23 protein-coding genes are annotated in these 19,021 nt (G+C 63.5%); 11 read left to right on the forward strand and 12 right to left on the reverse strand.

Features of this window, described 5'->3' with window-relative positions:
- Positions 1-6: 6 nt before the first annotated feature.
- From O6X71_RS12060 to copM, 3 genes are all read right to left on the reverse strand, one after another.
- Positions 7-228, reverse strand: coding sequence for a hypothetical protein (locus O6X71_RS12060; protein ID WP_056019259.1), 222 nt, complete (start codon positions 226-228; stop codon positions 7-9).
- Between the two features lie 299 nt (positions 229-527).
- Positions 528-1,946 carry a YncE family protein gene (locus O6X71_RS12065; RefSeq protein ID WP_056056390.1) on the reverse strand — a complete coding sequence of 473 codons (1,419 nt, stop codon included), beginning with the start codon at positions 1,944-1,946 and terminating at the stop codon, positions 528-530.
- On the reverse strand, positions 1,943-2,518 hold the full coding sequence (gene copM, locus O6X71_RS12070) for a CopM family metallochaperone (RefSeq protein WP_236698803.1): 576 nt from the start codon (positions 2,516-2,518) through the stop codon (positions 1,943-1,945). Before copM ends, O6X71_RS12065 begins: the two co-directional genes overlap by 4 nt.
- A 65-nt stretch (positions 2,519-2,583) precedes the next feature.
- Between copM and O6X71_RS12075 the strand changes: the two genes are divergently transcribed.
- The 11 genes from O6X71_RS12075 (at position 2,584) to arsH (ending at position 12,197) form a co-directional block, all read left to right on the forward strand.
- A complete protein-coding gene (locus O6X71_RS12075; protein WP_056056388.1) occupies positions 2,584-3,753 on the forward strand; it encodes a YncE family protein in 1,170 nt (389 codons plus the stop codon).
- A 46-nt stretch (positions 3,754-3,799) separates the two neighbouring features.
- Positions 3,800-4,783: a malate dehydrogenase gene (locus O6X71_RS12080; protein ID WP_056056386.1), complete on the forward strand. Its 984-nt coding sequence runs from the start codon at positions 3,800-3,802 to the stop codon at positions 4,781-4,783.
- 88 nt (positions 4,784-4,871) lie between these two features.
- Entirely contained in the window at positions 4,872-5,744 is an 873-nt protein-coding gene (locus tag O6X71_RS12085) for a LysR family transcriptional regulator (RefSeq protein ID WP_056056384.1), read from the forward strand.
- On the forward strand, positions 5,741-6,892 hold the full coding sequence (locus O6X71_RS12090) for a TDT family transporter (RefSeq protein WP_056056383.1): 1,152 nt from the start codon (positions 5,741-5,743) through the stop codon (positions 6,890-6,892). The genes O6X71_RS12085 and O6X71_RS12090 overlap by 4 nt, the downstream gene beginning before the upstream one ends.
- 106 nt (positions 6,893-6,998) lie before the next feature.
- A complete protein-coding gene (locus tag O6X71_RS12095) occupies positions 6,999-8,243 on the forward strand; it encodes a molybdopterin-dependent oxidoreductase (protein WP_197983136.1) in 1,245 nt (414 codons plus the stop codon).
- A 13-nt stretch (positions 8,244-8,256) separates the two neighbouring features.
- A complete protein-coding gene (locus O6X71_RS12100) occupies positions 8,257-8,733 on the forward strand; it encodes a hypothetical protein (RefSeq protein WP_031439129.1) in 477 nt (158 codons plus the stop codon).
- Positions 8,734-9,064: 331 nt separating this feature from the next.
- Entirely contained in the window at positions 9,065-9,397 is a 333-nt protein-coding gene (locus tag O6X71_RS12105; RefSeq protein WP_056056382.1) for an ArsR/SmtB family transcription factor, read from the forward strand.
- A 10-nt stretch (positions 9,398-9,407) separates the two neighbouring features.
- Complete coding sequence (arsC, locus tag O6X71_RS12110) at positions 9,408-9,836, forward strand: arsenate reductase (glutaredoxin) (RefSeq protein ID WP_056056381.1); 429 nt, start codon at positions 9,408-9,410, stop codon at positions 9,834-9,836.
- Positions 9,836-11,122 carry an arsenic transporter gene (locus O6X71_RS12115; RefSeq protein ID WP_056056380.1) on the forward strand — a complete coding sequence of 429 codons (1,287 nt, stop codon included), beginning with the start codon at positions 9,836-9,838 and terminating at the stop codon, positions 11,120-11,122. The genes arsC and O6X71_RS12115 overlap by 1 nt, the downstream gene beginning before the upstream one ends.
- Positions 11,119-11,442, forward strand: a complete 324-nt coding sequence (locus O6X71_RS12120) for a YnfA family protein (RefSeq protein WP_056056378.1) — start codon at positions 11,119-11,121, stop codon at positions 11,440-11,442. Before O6X71_RS12115 ends, O6X71_RS12120 begins: the two co-directional genes overlap by 4 nt.
- Positions 11,442-12,197: an arsenical resistance protein ArsH gene (gene arsH, locus O6X71_RS12125; RefSeq protein ID WP_056056376.1), complete on the forward strand. Its 756-nt coding sequence runs from the start codon at positions 11,442-11,444 to the stop codon at positions 12,195-12,197. The genes O6X71_RS12120 and arsH overlap by 1 nt, the downstream gene beginning before the upstream one ends.
- Before the next feature lie 100 nt (positions 12,198-12,297).
- Here arsH and O6X71_RS12130 read toward each other — a convergent pair whose 3' ends face one another.
- The 9 genes from O6X71_RS12130 to O6X71_RS12170 all read right to left on the reverse strand — a co-directional run bounded on the left by O6X71_RS12130 (position 12,298) and on the right by O6X71_RS12170 (position 19,003).
- On the reverse strand, positions 12,298-12,450 hold the full coding sequence (locus tag O6X71_RS12130; RefSeq protein ID WP_156364448.1) for a hypothetical protein: 153 nt from the start codon (positions 12,448-12,450) through the stop codon (positions 12,298-12,300).
- A 69-nt stretch (positions 12,451-12,519) separates the two neighbouring features.
- Positions 12,520-12,786, reverse strand: coding sequence for a PepSY domain-containing protein (locus tag O6X71_RS12135; protein ID WP_056056375.1), 267 nt, complete (start codon positions 12,784-12,786; stop codon positions 12,520-12,522).
- 72 nt (positions 12,787-12,858) lie between these two features.
- Positions 12,859-13,245 carry a fluoride efflux transporter CrcB gene (crcB, locus tag O6X71_RS12140; RefSeq protein WP_056056373.1) on the reverse strand — a complete coding sequence of 129 codons (387 nt, stop codon included), beginning with the start codon at positions 13,243-13,245 and terminating at the stop codon, positions 12,859-12,861.
- Between the two features lie 3 nt (positions 13,246-13,248).
- On the reverse strand, positions 13,249-13,650 hold the full coding sequence (locus tag O6X71_RS12145) for an undecaprenyl-diphosphate phosphatase (RefSeq protein ID WP_056056372.1): 402 nt from the start codon (positions 13,648-13,650) through the stop codon (positions 13,249-13,251).
- The gene (gene eno / locus O6X71_RS12150; protein WP_056056370.1) at positions 13,647-14,948 is read right to left on the reverse strand and encodes a phosphopyruvate hydratase; all 1,302 of its coding nucleotides are present in this window, start codon (positions 14,946-14,948) and stop codon (positions 13,647-13,649) included. Before eno ends, O6X71_RS12145 begins: the two co-directional genes overlap by 4 nt.
- A gap of 14 nt (positions 14,949-14,962) precedes the next feature.
- Positions 14,963-15,586, reverse strand: a complete 624-nt coding sequence (locus O6X71_RS12155) for a 2,3-bisphosphoglycerate-dependent phosphoglycerate mutase (RefSeq protein ID WP_056056401.1) — start codon at positions 15,584-15,586, stop codon at positions 14,963-14,965.
- 9 nt (positions 15,587-15,595) lie between these two features.
- Positions 15,596-16,411, reverse strand: a complete 816-nt coding sequence (locus O6X71_RS12160) for a universal stress protein (protein WP_107963384.1) — start codon at positions 16,409-16,411, stop codon at positions 15,596-15,598.
- Positions 16,412-16,571: 160 nt separating this feature from the next.
- A complete protein-coding gene (locus O6X71_RS12165) occupies positions 16,572-17,150 on the reverse strand; it encodes a histidine phosphatase family protein (RefSeq protein WP_056056368.1) in 579 nt (192 codons plus the stop codon).
- Entirely contained in the window at positions 17,147-19,003 is a 1,857-nt protein-coding gene (locus O6X71_RS12170) for an alkaline phosphatase family protein (protein WP_107963383.1), read from the reverse strand. The genes O6X71_RS12165 and O6X71_RS12170 overlap by 4 nt, the downstream gene beginning before the upstream one ends.
- Between the last annotated feature and the right edge of the window lie 18 nt (positions 19,004-19,021).

The following is a 19,021-nucleotide window of genomic DNA, read 5'->3' on the forward strand; positions in this document are numbered from 1 at the left end:
TTCGTCCTACCGGTCTCGCTTAAGCCGGGCTTCGATTTTGACCCAGAACATGCCGCATCGCAGACCCATTCCGGCGAGTTGGGCGCCATGTACTGACATCAGCTCCGCACCGCGGCGAAACTGTTCAACCGGCACGGATATGGCGACGAACAGCCCGGCGTAGAGCAGCTGCGACATGATCGAGTGGATCACGACGGCGACCCCCAGCACTATCAGGCGGGCAGGCACGGAAGGCCGATGCGGCGCCGGATCGGGGCCTGTAATGAGCTAGGCGTAAAGGCATCCTGCTGCGACGAAATGGAAGTGCACCAGGTAGTGGAGCGCACCTGCCCTCTCTAAAGCAGCCAGTCCGCTTTCCTTCCCATTGTCGGCATTCAGCGGCCCGATATGTAGAAAACCCAGTCGTAATCACCATTGTGCGACAAACAAGTGCTTTCCGACACTCTCGAGACGTCGTGTCGACCTAGCCCAGCGTCATGCCGAATATACCGGACACGGACAGCGGGGCGCAGGTTTCACCGGAATCCTCATTTTTGCACCTGAACGACAGCGCCCGGCATCATCGGGTCGCCCGGAGCAATGACGAGGTAACGGCGCATGTCGCCTTTCGCGTCGCTGACGATCTGGCGGAGCGGTCCGAGCGTGTTTACTATCGCGCCGCCCGCCGGATTGGTCATGAACTTCGCCAGAGGCTGGATCACGCCGCTGCCGTCAGCGTGGGAGGATAATCCAAGGACATAGGGCATCTTTGGGCTGAGGCCCGCAACCGCCGCCTGCAAAATCTGGACCTGGCCTTGATCGAACAGCGTGACCTGGCTGCGCCCAGTCCCGGATAGAGTCAGCTGGATCTTCATGCCGGCCTGCGCGAGCGGCACCAGGTTTGCACGGCCATCGCCTACCGGCACCGCGCCGGGAACATATGCCACGCCTTGCGGCCCCTGACCGATTGGAATCGTCGCGATGACGGTGTTGCTTGCTGTGTCGATCGCCGCGACCGCATCGGCGTTCTCCAGCCCGACATACATCCGCGTGCCGTCGCCCGACGGCCATAGGCCGTGCGGGAGCGCGCCGACCGGGATGCTCGCCACCTGCACGAAGTCAGTGGTGCGGAACACCTTCACGACATTCTCGGTGCCGACCGTCACAAAGGCGAACTGGCCATTCTTATTGCGGGCGATATTGACGTGGTTGGTGATCGCGCCGGTATCGAACGTCTTGAGCACTGCGAAGGGTGGCTTGGCGTCGAACACCATGACCTTGCCGACGTCCTTGAGCGTCAACCAGACCTGCTTACCGTCGGGCGTCGCGGCGATGTCAGGGCAGAACGGGCTCGCCTGCTTGACGCGACCGACGATCTTCTTCGAGGCGGTGTCGATCACAACTGTCTCGGGCGAGAAGCTCGAACAGACGTAACCGTATTTCCCGTTTGGCGAAAAGATCGTCATGCCGGGGCCATTAGGAACGGGGATGCGCGTGGTCGGCGCGAAGGTCTTACCGTCGAGCACCTGGATATAATCCTCGCCGCGCACCGCGACCCAGACTTCGCGACCGTCGGGGCGGAAGAACGCTTCGTGCGGCGATCGGCCCACATAGGTCGTGTGCTTCACGGCATTGGTCGCAGTGTCGATGAACGTCACCGAGTTCGAGCCGATCGATATTACCGCCAGCGTCTTGCGATCGGGCGAGAAGCCCATGCCGTGCACGAGCAGCTGCCCCTTGTAGAGCGGGCTGAGATTGGCCGGGGTCTGGTCGCCGAGCTTGATGACGCCGAGCAGCGTGTTGGTCGACGGATCGATCACCGACACGGTGTTGGAGAACTGGTCCGAAGTGTAGAACCGGTCGTGCGCGCTAACAGGGATGTCGGGGGTCGCGTTCGGTACCTGCTGCGCAAATGCCGGGGCCGAAAAAGACAGGGCAGCACAGGCGGTTAAGGTAAAACGCTTCATGGACGGTCTCCGTGATGGGGGTGACCGGTCGCGGTCGGTTCGGTGTGAGGCAGCAACGCGCCGCCTTCGGATAGGATGCCCTGCATCACCGCGATTTCCTGACGCTGTTCGACGATGATTCCCTGGGCGAGCCGGCGCAGGCGTTCATCCTTGCCGAACCGCAGTTCGACTTCGGCCATGTCGATCGCGCCCTGATGATGCGGGATCATCATTTTGGCGAAGTCGCGATCGGGATCGCTCGAATAACCGGTCATCATCGCGCCGTGCATCCGCGCCATCGCCGCATCCATTGCGGACGCGAAACCGTCCGTTTGCGCTAAAGCACCCGTCGATACGGACACGGCTATCGCCGTTAGCAAAGCCGTGCGAAATTTCATCGTCATGCCTTTAGTGTTCCCATTTATGACACGCGAGCGATCAACGCCGAGCGTGACAGCGTAATGATCGCGGCGCAGCCGTCGATCCAACGCATAAGCATGGTTGTTCTGATCATCTAACAAGAACGGTAGGCGATCTATGATCGCGTTTTCGTATTGAAACCATCGCGACCATGCGTTGGACGCAGGGGACATATCGGTCGATCTAACGGCATCGGACTGGCACGATCACCCGCCGGATCCGCGATAAGGATCAAACGATGAAAGCTGCGATCGTTTTGGTTGCCGCGATGTTGGCCTCCGTAGCGCCAGTCCCGGTGATCGCTCAGGCCTATTGGGCTGCACCTGCGGCGGACGACTTTCCCTACGATATCAAGGCGGTTCAGGCACCGTGGTCGAAGGCTGATATCGACCTCAGCCATCATGACCGGATCTATGTGTCTGACCCTACATCGACGAAGATCGTTGTCATCGATCCTGCAGCGGGCAACGAACTGGGACGCATCGACCTCGCCAAAAGCGCGATAGCTGAGCCCAGCTTTTCCAGCCCCAGAGTCCAGCACCTGGCTGCAACGCGTGACGGGCGGACCCTGGCGGTATCGGCATCAGCGCAGCACAGTGTGACGCTCGTAGATCTGGCCACGAACACGGAACGAGGCCGGACCGTGTTCCAGACGTCGCCTACCGCCGTCGCGTTTACGCCCAATGGGCACGAACTCTGGGTTTCGCTCGGCGATGAACATGCCATCGCGGTCGTGGATCCTAAGACCGCGCGGGAGATCACCCGCGTACCAGCAAGTGGCGGAGCGGGCGCGACCATCCTGTCGCCAAACGGACGCTATGCCTTTGTATCGCTTACTGAAAGGCCGTCCATCCTGGTTGTCGACGTCGAGGATCGGCGCGTCGTCGGACACGTTGCCAGCAACGGTGCAGGTGCGGGAGCAATCGCGGTCTCGCCAGATGGCAAACAGATCTGGGCAACACGCCGCGAGAGCGGCACGACCACGGTCTTTGCTGCCAAACCGCCGTTTGCGGTACACGAAGTGATAAACACTGGTCCAGCGACGGGCGCGGTCAACTTCGCCCAGCGCGCAGACGATTCCTTTGCCTATGTCAGCGTTGGCGGCGATCAACCTGCAATCAAGGTCTATAGAACCGACAGCCTGGAGGCTGTGGCAACCGTCCCGCTACAAGCGGCTCCGAGTGCGGTTTGGCCGTCGGGCGATGGTACGAGGATCTATGCCAGCCTGGCCGGAACCAACAAGGTCGCTGGGATCGACACGCTGACGTACACCACCGTGTCGACGATCCCGATCAGTACGGATGCGCAAAGCCTGATCTACGTTCCTGGTGCCGTAAGATCAGGAAAAGGTCTCGCCAATCTGGTGCCATCCGGGCGCGATGCGGCGCTTGCCCTGGCGGCGCGTTAATCGGTCTCACACCGTCTGTAATCTTCCAACGAAAGCCCTTTCCAAAATGACCAAGCCCCCCGTCAGGATCGCGATCAGCGGTGCCGCAGGACAAATTTGCTATTCGCTGCTCTTCCGGGTCGCGCAGGGTGACGTGTTCGGACCGGACCAGCCCGTTATCCTTCAACTGCTCGACGTGCCGCAGGCGCTGGACGCAGTACGCGGCGTGGTCATGGAACTGGAGGATTGCGCGTTTCCGCTGCTGGCAGATGTGATCATTACTGATGATCCGATGGTGGCTTTCAAGGACATCGATGCGGCCATGCTGGTCGGGTCTCGTCCCCGCTCGAAGGGCATGGAGCGCCGTGATTTGCTCGCTGCCAACGCAGCGATCTTCAAGACGCAGGGCGCAGCGCTGGACGCAGTGGCCAAACGCGACGCCAAGATCCTGGTCGTCGGCAATCCCGCCAACACAAATGCCTGGATCCTTGCGCAAAGCGCGCCGGGTTTCCCTGCCGAAAACATCACGTCGATGATCCGCCTCGATCACAATCGCGCGCAGGGACAGCTTGCGGCCAAAGCGGGTGTCGGTGTCGATGCGATTACAAAGCTCGTCGTCTGGGGAAACCATTCGCCGACGATGTTTGCCGACTGGGGGAATGCCGAACTCGATGGCCAAAAGCTTGCCGACCGTATCGGAAACGAGGCCTGGTACCGCGAGACCCTGATCCCCACCGTTGCGCAGCGCGGCACCGCGATCATCGAAGCACGGGGTGCGTCCTCGGCCGCATCGGCCGCAAATGCGGCGATCGACCATCTGCGCGATTGGGTGCACGGCGCAGGCGACAATTGGGTGTCGATGGGCGTGGTGTCAGACGGCTCCTACGGTATCCCGCAAGGGCTGGTGTGCGGCGTGCCGGTGCTCTGCAAAAGCGGTGGCTATGTGCGTATCGAAGGACTGATCCTCGATCCATTCCAGCGAACGATGCTCGATCGCACGATTGCCGAACTGGTCGATGAACGTGAGGCGGTTATCGACATTCTGAAATGACCAATCTGTAATTATGATTGAAACGACCATAATATTTGGTTGGTGCGATTGATCTCCTTTCCCTATCATTGGGGCAAGGAGATCGGGCATGACTCTGGAACAACTCAGGATTTTCGTCGGTGTCGCAGAGCGCGAGCACATGACGCGCGCTGCCGAAGCGCTCAATGTGACGCAGTCGGCCGCAAGCGCTGCCATCGCCGCGCTAGAAGCGCGGCACGGCGTGCCGCTGTTCCACCGGGTCGGCCGTGGGATCGAACTGTCCGAAGCGGGCCGTATGTTTCTGGTCGACGCACGCGCAGTGCTTGGCCGTGCTGCCAGTGCAGAACTTGCATTGGCCGAATATGCCGGACTGGAGCGCGGCACACTGCGGCTGGTCGCGAGCCAGACGATCGCGGGCTATTGGCTACCCCGCCAGCTGGCGGCGTTTCATGCGCGCTACCCGTCCATCACGATAGAACTGGCGATCGACAACACGGAAGGGGCCGCGGCGCGCGTGCTCGACGGTGCAGTCGAGCTTGGCTTCGTCGAGGGTGTGATCGACGAGCCCGCGCTCGCGCATTGGACCGTCGCGAACGACCGCATGGTGCTGGTGAGTGACCGCGCTGCCGACACGATCGACGAGGACTGGATCCGGACCGCGCGCTGGATCGTCCGCGAGCAGGGATCGGGCACGCGCTCGTCGTTCGAGGAGGTGTTGCGCCAGCGCGGCGTCGATCCGTCGGACCTTACCATAGCGCTGACCCTGCCATCGAACGAGGCGGTCCGCAGCGCGGTCGAGGCCGGCGCGGGCGTCGCGGTGCTGTCGCAGCATGTCGTCGCACCTGCAATCGCGGCCGGCACGTTGCACGATCTGCCGCTCGGTCTGCCGCGGCGTCCATTCTACGCGCTGCGGCACAAGGAGCGCTATCGTACCCGGGCGGCCGACGCGCTGACCGATCTCATCAAGGAGACTGGGAAGTGACTGCCGATCTGAAACCCGTTCTCGATGGTCTGAAGCCGCTCAGCCGGCTTGATTCTCCGCGCGAGATGATCCGCCAGTTCACCCCCAACTGGTTCGCCGCTACGATGGGCACGGGCATCCTCGCGCTGGCCTTGCCGCAGGTGCCGGGCGTCGGCGCATCGCTGCACCCGGTCGGCGAGGCGTTGTGGTATTTCAACATCGCGCTCTTCACGCTGTTCGCCGGGCTCTACACCGCGCGCTGGACGATGTTCGGGCACGAGGCGCGTCGGATCTTCGGGCACAATACCGTGTCGATGTTCATCGGCACGATCCCGATGGGCCTCGCGACGATCATCAACGGGTTCCTGGCGTTCGGCCTGCCGCGGTTCGGCGCCGGCGTTATCCCGATCGCCGAGACATTGTGGTGGATCGACGTCGCGATGTCGCTCGCCTGCGGTGTAGCGATCCCCTACCTCATGTTTACCCGGCACGAACATTCGCTCGACGGCATGACCGCGGTGTGGCTCCTGCCAGTGGTCGCGGCCGAGGTCGCAGGCGCGAGCGGAGGCCTGCTCGCACCGCATCTGGCGGACGCGCACCACCAGTTCGTGGTGCTGGCGACCTCCTTTGTCCTCTGGGCGTATTCGGTGCCGGTCGCGTTCGGCATCCTCGCGATCCTCATCCTGCGGATGGCGCTGCACAAGCTGCCGCACGAGAGCATGGCCGCATCGAGTTGGCTCGCACTAGGCCCGATCGGCACCGGTGCGCTCGGGATGCTGGTGCTCGGCAGCGACGCGCCCGCGATCCTCGCCGCCAACGGCCTCGGCCAGATCGGCGCGGTAGCGCAGGGGATCGGCACGATCGCCGGGCTGCTGCTCTGGGGCTTCGGCCTGTGGTGGCTGGCGCTCGCGACGCTGATCACGATCCGCTACTGGCGCGCGGGCATTCCGTTCAACCTCGGGTGGTGGGGCTACACCTTCCCGCTCGGCGTCTACACGGTCGCCACCTTCAAGCTCGGCACGACGCTCCAGCTCGGCTTTTTCGGGATCGTCGGCACCGTCCTTACCATCGCGCTCGCAGCGATGTGGCTGCTGGTCGGCGCCAAGACGGTCACAGGCGGCTGGCGCGGAAACCTGTTCGTGTCGCCCTGCATCGCCCAAGCCAATTGATGGGCCGAACTGATCGTCCTGCCGGATCGAACCGGCGCATCCGATCGACCCGTACCGGGCAGACCGTCGGACGGATCGCGCATAAGAGCATGACATCGAAGGGAGAATGCTGGTGGACAGCCTGGATATGAAACTGGCGCAGGCGACGAACCGCCGTCGCTTTCTCGCAGAGGCTGCGATCGGCAGCGGCGCGTTGATCGCCGCACCCGCGCTGGCGCAGAGCATTGTCGATCTGCACCTGCCTGGCGGTCCGTCGGAACGACCGATGACCAGTGCGTTCCCTGGCAAGGGCAACATGATCCTCCAGCGTATCCACCCGCCTTTGCTGGAAACGCCGATGAGCGTGTTCAATGGTGACGTCTTCACGCCAAACGACCAGTTCTTCGTCCGCTGGCACTGGGCTGACATCCCCACCGCGATCGATGTCGAGGCGTTCCGGATCAAGGTGCACGGCGCGGTCACGCGGCCGCTGTCAATCTCGCTCGCGCAACTGCTGAAGTTGCCACGCGTCGAGCTGGCGGCGATCAACCAATGCTCGGGCAATTCGCGTGCGCTGTTCCAGCCGCCCGTTGCCGGTGCGCAGTGGCGTCACGGGGCCATGGGCAACGCCAAATGGCTCGGCGTGCGCCTGCGCGACGTGCTCGACATCGCCGGCGTGAAGCCGGGCGCGGTTGCAGTGCGGTTCGGTGCGCTCGACCAGCCGGTGGTCGCGGGTGGACCGGATTTCGCCAAGTCGCTGTCGATCGACCACGCACGCGACGGCGAAGTGATGCTCGCCTTCGGGATGAACGGCGAACAGATGCCGCTCCTCAACGGCTTCCCGGTCCGGCTGATCGTACCCGGCTGGTATTCGACCTATTGGGTCAAGATGCTGAACGACATCGAGGTGCTCGCCGCGCCCGACGACGGTTACTGGATGGCCAAGGCGTACAAAATCCCTGACACGCCCGGCGCGAACGTGCGGCCGGGCCAGAAGGATTTCCCGGCCGTTCCGATCAACAAGATGATCCCGCGCAGTTGGGTCACGAGCCTCGACGAAGGGCAGGCGATCGCGTTCGACCGGTCGATCCCGCTGGGCGGCATTGCGATGGGGGGCGATTGCGGCGTCGCCAAGGTCGATGTGTCGACCGACAACGGCAAGACCTGGTACAAGACGACGCTCGGCCCCGATCACGGCAAATACAGTTTCCGCCGCTGGGACGCGCAGGTGCCGCTCACGCATGCGGGCCCGACCAGGCTGATGTCGCGCTGCTGGAACACCGCCGGCATCGCGCAGCCGATGACGCCGATCTGGAACCCGGGCGGGTTCATGCGCGGCAACATTGAAACCACCAACATCGTCGTCGGCTGAGGAGCGCTCCCCCATGAAAACGCCTTCCATCGGCACGCTGTCGTTTGGGTTCGTCGGCGCGACCGTCGTTCTGCTACTTGCGATCGGTGCCCCGAACAGCCGCATAGCCCCGCCGCCTGCCGCCCCGGCCGCACCACCGCCGCCAAGCGTTTCGGCGCGCGGCTTCTCGCTGGCGTCCACCTCGGTCGATCTCCCGACCGACGAAGGGCAATATCCGGCTGGTCCGCATGCGGACGTCATCAACGCCAACTGCACCTCGTGTCATTCGGCGAGCATGGCGCTGAACCAGCCGCCACTCTCTTCCGACCAGTGGACCGCGGAGGTCACCAAGATGCGCGAGGTCTACAAGGCTCCCGTTGCACAGGCTGACGTGCCGGCGATCGTCGCTTATCTGACCGCCATGAGCGCAAAGCAGCCGGGTGCCGCGAAGGGCAAGGCGCAAGACCCCGATCCGAAGGCTGCGCCCGACGTATCGGGGGGATCAGGCTAAGCCCATCAACTCACGACACGCGGTTCTGCGCGCGAAGTGCTGTGCGGCGTGGCCTCCGGGGGAGGGCGTCGACGCCAATCGAAACACTGCTCGCGCCCTGCGCGTTCGCAGGTGTGCCATGTGGCACACCTTACGCGAGAATCGTCACCGGCAGGGCCGAGACGCCGGCACGATGGCTCGGTCGGCACGCCCAGCGGGCCGATAGAGCCGTGCCCGCGGGGTCCCGCCCCACTCGTTGGGGACTTCGGAAAAGAGCGTAGGGTGCCGACTGCCTGCCTACTTGGTGCTATCAACGTCTGGACCGAAACCATATAGCTGCTATCCTGGATATATGGAAAACAACACGGCAATTTCAGCGCTCGGCGCGCTCGCACAAGGAACACGCCTCGACGTGTTCCGCCTGTTGGTGCGGCACGAACCGCATGGCTTGGCTGCCGGCGAAATCGCCCGTCAGCTCGACGTACCGCAAAACACGATGTCCGCACACCTCGGCATCCTCGCCCGTGGCGGGCTGGTGCGATCCGAACGTCATAGCCGCTCGATCATCTATCGTGCCGATCTCGACGGCCTGCGCGCGCTAACGCTCTTTCTCGTCAAGGATTGCTGCGCCGGCAACGCGGAGCTGTGCGCCCCGCTGATCGCCGAACTCACCCCATGCTGCTGAAAGGACGCCCGTGGCCGTCGATATCGTGATCTATCACAACCCCGTGTGCGGCACGTCGCGCAACACGCTAGGCCTGATCCGCAATGCCGGCATCGAACCGCACGTGGTCGAATATCTGAAAACCCCGCCCTCGCGCGCGCTGCTGGTCGAGCTGATCGACCGCGCCGGCATAACGCCCCGCGAGCTGCTACGCGAAAAGGGTACGCCCTATGCGGAGCTCGGCCTGGGCGACACATCGCTGTCCGACGACGCGCTGGTGGATACGATGATGACGCACCCGATCCTCATCAACCGGCCGATAGTCGTCTCACCGCTCGGCGTGAAGCTCTGCCGGCCGTCCGAAGCCGTGCTTGATCTGCTGCCGGGCGATCAGCGCGGCGCGTTCGCGAAGGAAGACGGACAACAGGTGGTAAACGCCTCGGGCCAGCGCATCGCCTGATGCTTCTTGCCGTCCTGATCTTCGTCGTCACGATCGTGCTCGTCATCTGGCAACCCAAGGGGCTCGGAATCGGGTGGAGCGCGATCGCCGGGGCCGTCTTGGCGCTGCTCGCGGGCGTCGTCACGCTGTCCGACGTCCCGGTCGTTTGGGGCATCGTCTGGAACGCGACGGCTGCATTCGTCGCGATCATTGTCATAAGCCTGTTGCTCGATGAAGCTGGATCCTTCGAATGGGCGGCGCTCCACGTTGCGCGCTGGGGCAGGGGACATGGGCGCCGACTCTTCGTCCTGATCGTGCTGCTCGGCGCGGCGGTGTCGGCGTTGTTCGCCAATGATGGTGCGGCGCTGATCCTCACGCCGATCGTCATCGCCATGCTGCGCGCGCTGGGGTTCAAGGACAAGGCGACGCTGGCGTTCGTCATGGCGGCCGGGTTCATCGCCGACACGGCCAGCCTGCCGCTGGTGGTCTCGAACCTCGTCAACATCGTGTCAGCCGACTTCTTCAAGATCGGGTTCGGCACATATGCGTCCGTGATGGTCCCGGTCGATCTGGTGTCGATCGCCGCCACGCTGGGCGTGCTGCTGCTGTTCTTCCGGCGCGACCTCCCAGAAGACTATGACGTGGGGGCGCTCCGCGCGCCGCGCGATGTCATCCGAGACCCCGCGACCTTCCGTGCCGGCTGGATCGTCCTCGCGCTGCTGCTCGCTGGCTTCTTCCTGCTCGAACCGATCGGCGTGCCGGTCAGCGCCGTTGCCGCTGCCGGCGCGATCCTGCTGCTGGTAATTGCGGGACGGGGCCATGTGATCCAGACCGGCAAGGTGCTGCGCGGCGCACCGTGGCAGGTCGTGATCTTCTCTCTCGGCATGTACCTGGTCGTCTACGGGCTGCGAAACGCGGGCCTGACCGACCATCTCGCCGCGCTGCTCGATCGCACCGCTCAGGGCGGCGTGTGGGGGGCGGCGTTCGGGACAGGCGTGATCGCGGCCATCCTGTCGTCCGTGATGAACAACATGCCGACCGTACTGGTGGGCGCGCTGTCGATCGACGCGACCCATGCCACTGGCGCCGTGCAAGAAGCAATGATCTACGCCAATGTCATCGGCTGCGATCTTGGCCCCAAGCTGACGCCGATCGGCTCGCTCGCAACGCTGTTATGGCTCCACGTCCTCGGCCAGAAAGGTGTTCGGATCGGATGGGGCTATTATTTCCGTGTCGGTATCACGCTGACTGTGCCGGTATTGCTGGTCACGCTTGCCGCCTTGGCATTGAGGATCACGATCGGATGACAGCCCTGATCTACATCGGCGCGGCGCTTGCTGAAATTGGCGGATGCTTTGCCTTCTGGGCCTGGCTTCGCATGGCGAAGTCACCCTTGTGGCTTGCTCCGGGCGTCGTCTCATTGATCCTGTTCGCATGGCTCCTCACCCGCGTGGACAGCGATGCCGCGGGACGAGCGTATGCCGCTTACGGCGGCATTTACATCTGTGCATCGCTTGCTTGGCTCTGGACCGTCGAAGGCGTGCGGCCCGATCGCTGGGATGTGAGCGGCGCGGCGCTCTGTCTGATCGGCACCTGTATCATCCTCTTGGGACCACGAACCGCCTGATGCCTGTTCGAACGCTCTCCGACCCCGACCATCTGCCCGCGCTCGATCGAAGCTATGCGATCGAACGACCTGCTCATGGCCTCGGCGCGGGTGCTCCGCCGCCACGAATCCTTCTGCTCTACGGTTCCTTGCGCGAGCGGTCATTCTCGCGGCTGTGTGTCGAGGAAGCGGCGCGACTACTGCAATTCTTCGGATGCGAAACGCGCATTTACGATCCCTCGGCGCTGCCGTTGCCCGATCAGGTCGTCGGCGACGACCATCCGGCCGTCCACGAGCTGCGTGAACTGTCGTTGTGGTCGGAAGGTCAGGTGTGGTGCAGCCCTGAACGGCACGGCCAGATCACCGGCATCATGAAGCTCCAAATCGATCATCTGCCGCTCTCGATGGGCGGGATGCGACCGACGCAGGGACGCACGCTGGCAGTCATGCAGGTATCGGCGGGTTCGCAGTCGTTCAACAGCGTCAACACGCTGCGCGTGCTCGGCCGCTGGATGCGAATGGTGACGATACCGAACCAGTCGAGCGTCGCCAAGGCGTTCGCCGAATTCGGCGAGGACGATCGCATGAAGCCGTCGAGCTATTATGACCGCATCGTAGACGTAATGGAGGAACTGGTGCGGTTCACGGTGCTGCTGCGCCCGCACGCGGCACAACTCGTCGACCGCTATTCCGAGCGCAAGGAAGTTCGCGTAGGGATCGACCTGACGACAGACTTGTCGACTATCGCGACCACGGCACCCCCTCGAGGTGTTTGACCTCGCCCCGACGCGATGGAAGATCAGAGCGGCTACTGTGCAATACCAGCCAATGGCCTGCTGGGCTGTTAGTCGTCGACCGTCGAAACCGACTACGTGATCAGTCTTCGCGACGTTCGATGTTGTCCCCTAGCCCCGGCGCTTCTGGAGACGATCGGTCGTCTTTACGCTTCTCCGAGGCGACCATTTCGCCAACTTCGACCATCTCCGCGGTTTCCTGCGTGGTCGGCTCATCCTTGTCCGTCTCGGCCATATGCGTCTCCTTTAAAGCATCAACGCCAAAGGCTCGCTATTAGATGCGAGGAGACGCGCAGGCGTCGGATCAGTCGTCGTCGCGGTCCTGCTTTTCGCGGGAAACGACCTTGAAGTTGCGGTTTAGCTTGATGTCATAGCGGCCGCCACGGCAGCGTGCGTCGTCGACCTCGAAGCCACCATCGTCGCGCTCGATCGAGCGTGGCGCAGTGCAGCCGATCCGCTTCAAGGCGGTAAGCGTCGAGGCCCGCTGGCGCGGGGTCACCCGATCGTCGTCAGCGAGGGCGGGGGAAGCGATGACGAGTGCCAGCGCGCCGGCAGCGAGATATTTGAGCATGGAAAAGACGTCCGATTAAAGGTCCATGGAAACTCTGAATCCAATGCGGCCCGCGCGCCGATCGTTCCGAAATCATCCCCACCGTCGGGTGATAACGAGAGCAATCGCCAGAACGACGACCGAGAGAACAAGACTTGCCAGCACATAGCCGATCGCGGCGCCGGTCTCGCCGCGCTCCCATAATGTCACGGCATCGAGCGAGAAGGTCGACCAGGTCGTAAATCCGCCGATAAGTCCCGTCGTCACGAACAGGCGCAACTCCGCATTTTCGATGCTCTTGGCGGCAAACAGGCCGATCATCATGCCCATCAGCGCCGAGCCGACCACGTTGATGGCCAAGGTTCCCCAAGGGAAGGTTGGCCCCATAAGACGTAGTGCCACGATGCCGACGCCGTGACGCAGCATGCCGCCCACGCCCGAGCCCAGGAACACGACCAGAAAGCCAAGCCAGATCGGCATCGTTCACCCCGTCACTATCATCTGAACTGCCGTCACCGAGAGGAGAGCGGCGACCAACAATTGGAAACGGTGCACCGAAAGGCGCTTGATGAAATCATGCGCCAACGCGCCGACCACGACCGAGGGAAGGAAGGCGACCAGCACGTTTCTCGAGAAGCGGCGGGCGTCGGCATCGGACGACAAGCCGGAGACGACCGACCAGAGCCGCGCGCGGTACAACCAGCAGATCGCGAGGATCGCCCCGACCTGAATGACGACATCGCTGATCCCGGCTTGCCGCCCTTCGTAGCCGATCAGTCGTTCGGTCAAAATGAGATGGCCGGTAGAGGAAACCGGGATGAACTCGGTCGATCCCTCGACGATGCCGAGGACGATCGGAGCGATCAGCGAGGGTAGATCCGTCACGTCCGGGGCTTCGGTCGCGACACGAAGGGATTGGTGAAACGTGCTTTGGCGCCGAGCTCGGCTTCGATCTCGATCAGTCGGTTGTATTTGGCCAAACGCTCACCCCGGCAGGGTGCGCCGGATTTGATTTGCCCGGCGCCGACCGCAACCGCGAGATCGGCGATAAAGGCGTCCGTGGTCTCGCCCGACCGGTGCGACACCATCGTTCCCCATCCCGCAGCGTGGCAGATGCGAACCGCCTCGATCGTCTCCGTGACGGTGCCGATCTGATTGGGTTTGATGAGGGCTGCGTTGGCAGCTTTTCGAGCGATGCCTTCCCGGATGATCCGGGGATTGGTGACCAGGAGATCGTCGCCGACGATCTGGATCCGGCTACCCTGGCTTACGGTCTGGTCGATGAACCCTTGCCAGTCCTCCTCACCGAACCCGTCCTCGATCGAAACGATCGGATACGCATCGATCCAGCGCCCGTAGAGCGCGAGCAAGCCTGCGCGGTCGAGCAGGCCCGTTCCCGACCGCGCAAGATCGTATTGCTCCCCATCCGATAAGGACGATGCGGCTGGATCGAGCGCGATGGCGATGTCTGTACCCGGTCGATAACCCGCGGCTTCGATCGCATCGACGATCAACTCGCAGGCGGCCTCGTTGCTTTTGAGGTTCGGGGCAAATCCGCCTTCGTCGCCGACTGCCGTCTTGAGGCCGCGACCATGGAGGAGGTCGCGCAATGCGGCATAGGTTTCCGCACCATAGCGCATCGCTTCGGCGAAGCTGGAGGCTCCCACCGGAACGATCATGAATTCCTGAAAGTCGAGGCTGCTATCGGCATGCTTGCCACCATTCAGGACGTTCATGCACGGCATCGGAAGGAGGTAGTCGGTCGTACCGGCGAGCGTCTCGTAAAGCGGCTGCGCGAGCACCGATGATGCGGCGCGCGCGACCGCCATCGAAACACCCAGAATCGCATTGCCGCCAAGCCGCGCCTTGTTCGGCGTGGCATCGCGTTCGATCATCACCCGGTCGATGTCCGGCTGCGCGCAGACATCCATTCCGATGATCGCGCTGCCGATCTCGCCTTCGACGTTCTGCAGGGCTTGCCGAACACCCTTTCCGGCGAAACGATCGGGGTTGTTGTCGCGGAGCTCGACGGCCTCATGTGCGCCTGTCGACGCACCCGACGGCACCGATGCCGATGCTGTGATGCCGTTGTCCAAGGTCACGGTGACGGACAAAGTCGGATAGCCTCGGGAGTCGAGGATCTCGAGGGCACGGAGGCTGGTGATGTGGCTGCTGGCCGGCATGGTCGGAGTCCTTGTCACTGAAGGATAGCGCGACCGATGATCGCGGTCGTGTAACTGAAATCGTAGAGGATCGCGCCTCCGGTCGGGATATCGAGGGTCTCGACCCGGGCGGCATCAAGGCCGTCGAGCGCCATAACCAGCGCCCGCAACGCGTTGCCGTGGGAGACGACGAGTGTCGTGCCGCCACTCATCACGGCAGGCAGCATCGTCCGAACGTAATAGGCGAGCACGCGCGCGACGGTGTCGCGCAGGCTCTCGCCGTGTGGCGGGGCAGCCGCATAGGAGCGTCGCCATTGGCGGACCTGATCTTTACCGTAGCGATCCGACGCCTCGGTCTTGTTGAGACCAGTGAGCGCACCGTAATCGCGCTCGTTGAGCGACCGGTCTACCGTGATAGGGACATCTGGTGCCCCCATCACGGCAGTGACGATAGCCGTCGTGTCCGCGCAACGCCGAAGGGTAGAGCGGAAAATCCGTGCAGGCCGAATGCCTTGCGCGATCAGGCGGTGTGCGATCGCCTCGGCCTGACGGTGCCCCAGAGGCGTTAGCGCCGGATCCGCAGAACCAGTAAATCGGTTGGCTGCGTTGGCTTCGCTTTCGCCGTGTCGAACGAGGACCAGACGCGCGTGCGGGAGCATCGTCACCCCTCAGTGCGCCATCAGCAGGGGTATATCGGCAGCGGCGAGGATGTGGCGCGTCGTGCCGCCCATGAACCACTCGATGATCTGGTTGTGCCGATAGGCGCCGGTCACGAGAAGCTCGGCGCCGATCGCTTTCGCTTCGGCGACGAGCTGGGCACCCAGATTCTCGCTGGAGCGCGGCACCACATGCAATTCGTGACGAACACAGATTTCGTCGAGCAAGGCTTCCAAGCCCAGCGCCGGATCGGTTTCTTCACCGATGCGGATTGCCGTGACACGCTTGGCGACACGAAGCCACGGGGCTGCCTCCTCAATGGCGTGGCACGCCGTGTCACTGTCGCTGAGCCCGACGGCCATGTGCTCGAAGCCGGTTCGCGCGCCGGCTCTCCACCCAGCCGGGACGATGAGGACGGGCTTGTCGGTCGAAAAAATTGCGGCGTGCAGGGCGTCGCCGCCGTCCATCGTCTGCTCGCGCGCGATGACGATCAGCGCATCGACATTTGCCGCCTCCTGTTTGACCGTCGCTTCTTCGGTGCCGACGATCGAGCGCCAGGCGACCTCGGGTGTGTCATCGCTGGTAGCTGCGGTCCAGGCAACGAAGGCGGCCCGCGCCGCATCCGCGCGCTCTTGGGCTGTCCCCTCGTCGCGCGCGCGTAGGCGTTGAAAGTCGATCTCCTCGCTCGCAACCGCGATCTGCTCGGGATCGACGACAACATTGAGGGCCTCGATCGATGACTCGCCAAGAGATCTGGCGGCGAGAACCGCCGCATCGAGGCAGGCGGCAGCGCTGTCGGCACCGACAATCACGGCAAGCAGTCTCATGGCATCGTCTCCCGGGCGGGGGTGAAGGCGTGTGTGAAGTTTCCGGAATGCTGGGCACCGGATCGTTTGAACCCTTGCGACGGCGCAGGATGGCTCTTCCCCGCCCATCCCATCCAGGCACCCTCATTTGGATACGCGAAGTACCGCGTCACAAGGCGCATCATGACTGGTTCCACGACCGAATGACCGGCTCGTCGCCATCATGTTCGTACCCGAGGACGCTGATGCTGGCCGTATCGAGCAGGAAATAGGCAGCGGCCCCGACGGGTAAGCCGAGCCAGCGCGCTGTCAGCACGCGGAGAATATGAGCGCTCGAGAAGATCAGGACATCGGCGTTGCGCCCACGCAGCGATGCGATGACGCGATCGGCTCGGGCTGCGACCGCCTCCGGAGTCTCTCCTTGCGGGCAGCCGTCGCGGAACAGGTTCCAGTCCGGGCGGTCGGCGAGGATCTCCTTCCTGGTTCGTCCCTCGTAGGCGGCGTAATCCCATTCCGCGAGATCGTCGGCAGGCACCAGGCGGGTCGCGAAACCGGTCAATTCCCCGGTCCGGCGCGCCCGTATCGAAGGGCTCGACCAGACGGCGGTAAAGTCCAAGCTTGGCAGACGTTCGGCTATTCGTTTCGCCGCGGCTTCTCCTGCCTCGGTCAGCGAGATGTCAGTCCGTCCCGTATGCTGCCGCGAAACGCTCCAAGCGGTTTCACCGTGACGGACGAGCCAAATCTGTGGGAGCCGGTTCATCGCCGCATCGCCTTTTCACCCGATGGGACGGATGCTGTTCCTATACCGAGCGTCCGATCGGGGAAGCCGCCGGCATCGAGATAGCGGATGCCGCCCAGCTGCTGATATTGCAGGACGGTCGCGAGGCCGTTGGCAGCAGGCTGCGAGCGCTCTTCGCGCCCCTCGTAGCGCGGCACCGTTCCACCCGGCATCGCCTCGCGCAGTACCCGGCCGGTCAGATGGCCGCGCGGGGTGGGGAGGAGATTCAGCAATGCCATCATGGTGCGGCCCACGTCGACATTGCTGACCGGTGCTGGATCGACAAAGCCGCGCTTGAAGTCCGGGCCGGTCGCTGCGGTAAAGTTCAATGTGTCACCGCGGCCGAAGCTGCCGTGCATGCCCTGCCCCTGCTGGAGGGTCGTATCGGAGACTTCGATCTGGCAGTTTGTCGCAATCGCACACCCGGTGTTGGCGGATCGGAAGTTGACGACGATCGACGGCACCGGCGGGAGTGCCTCGCCCTTCAAATTGATCGCGGAAAGCGGCAGTGTTCCGGCGATTGCTCCCAGGCGGTCATCGACGAAGATACCGCTGACATAGTCCTGATCCAGCAGTGCGGAAACGACCCGTGCCGCTAGGGCAGGATCGCGGGTCGGTAGATAGAGGAGGTCGGACCCGCCATTTGCCGCCACCACTACGTCAGGTCTCGTCGCATCGGCACCGAGCACCGCGTTGCCGCGGCTCGGATGCTTGCCGTCCGCGACCCGCGTGTTGCCCGCTTCTGGATCGAATACGGGCATGTTCAAGGCGGACGCCAGATCAAGCGCAAGGAAGCCGGGCGGTAGGAAACCTTCGGGAACATCGACATAGCGCCCGCGTGCTGCGGAGCTGGTCCGGCTTTCTTTGGAGATCGTAGAGAAGCCGTGATCCGACGTGACGATGATGTCGGTCGTCTTCGCAAGACCCAAGCGATCGAGTGCTGCGCGCAGCTTCGCTAGATCATAGTCGGCATTGCGGATCGCGGCGAAGGTCGTGGGACCGTTGATGCCCGGCGTCAGCTGATTGAGGCTGTCGCCCTGATTGTGCTGCGTGCCATCGGGATCGCGCGACCAGAACACCATGGCGAACGGCCGGTGCTGCTTTCGGAAGACCGGCAAAGCGACCCGGGTCGCGACGTCGATGAGATAGTCCTGCTGCACGCGGTTGGCACTCGTCGTTCCGGGGATTCGGGCATCCCCGGACCGTCCGTTACTGCCGCGGTCCGGTGCTTGCAGCGCAAGCCCTGCCTGCGTGAGGCGAGCGGCAACGTCGGCAGACAGCGGAATCCCGCCGGGACGCCCGGTTGAATCGTCGATGATGAGTGTGGTGGCTCCGTCGCGTGCACGATGGTCCTGGATCAATGCGGGACCGAGCTTGCCGATCGCGGCCGTGCCGTACCCTGCTTGCCGCGCCGCTTCGAGAACGGTGGTCTCGTTGAGGTAATTGCCCCCGAAATGCTCGTCGACCTCGCCCAGAACAGCATCGTTCTCGAGGAAGGGCGTCACGCTGCCGGCAGCTGCAGCAATCGGCGCACGAGTCCATATCGTGTTGCTGAAGTCTCCGGTGTCGCCGAGCTGGTGACCGGTTGCGAGCGCCGACGCATTGGCGGTGGTGAACGTCGGGAAGACCGAGTGGCTGTTGGAAAAATAGGTGCCGGTGTCCCGCAATTGCGCGAGCGTCGGCGCGCTCTGGGATGTGACGATCTTGCCTCGCAGGCCGTCGATCACGACAAGAATGACATTGTGGGGCGCCGGGTGGCGCTTTGGCGTGCGCGCCTGAACCGTGGGCGAGACCGTGAGGACCAGGGTCGCAGAGAGTGTCGCAAGGAGGCGCATCGTTGGGTTCCGGTTTCG

Origin of the sequence: Sphingomonas faeni, assembly GCF_040407505.1 — a bacterium.
Lineage (GTDB): Bacteria > Pseudomonadota > Alphaproteobacteria > Sphingomonadales > Sphingomonadaceae > Sphingomonas > Sphingomonas faeni_E.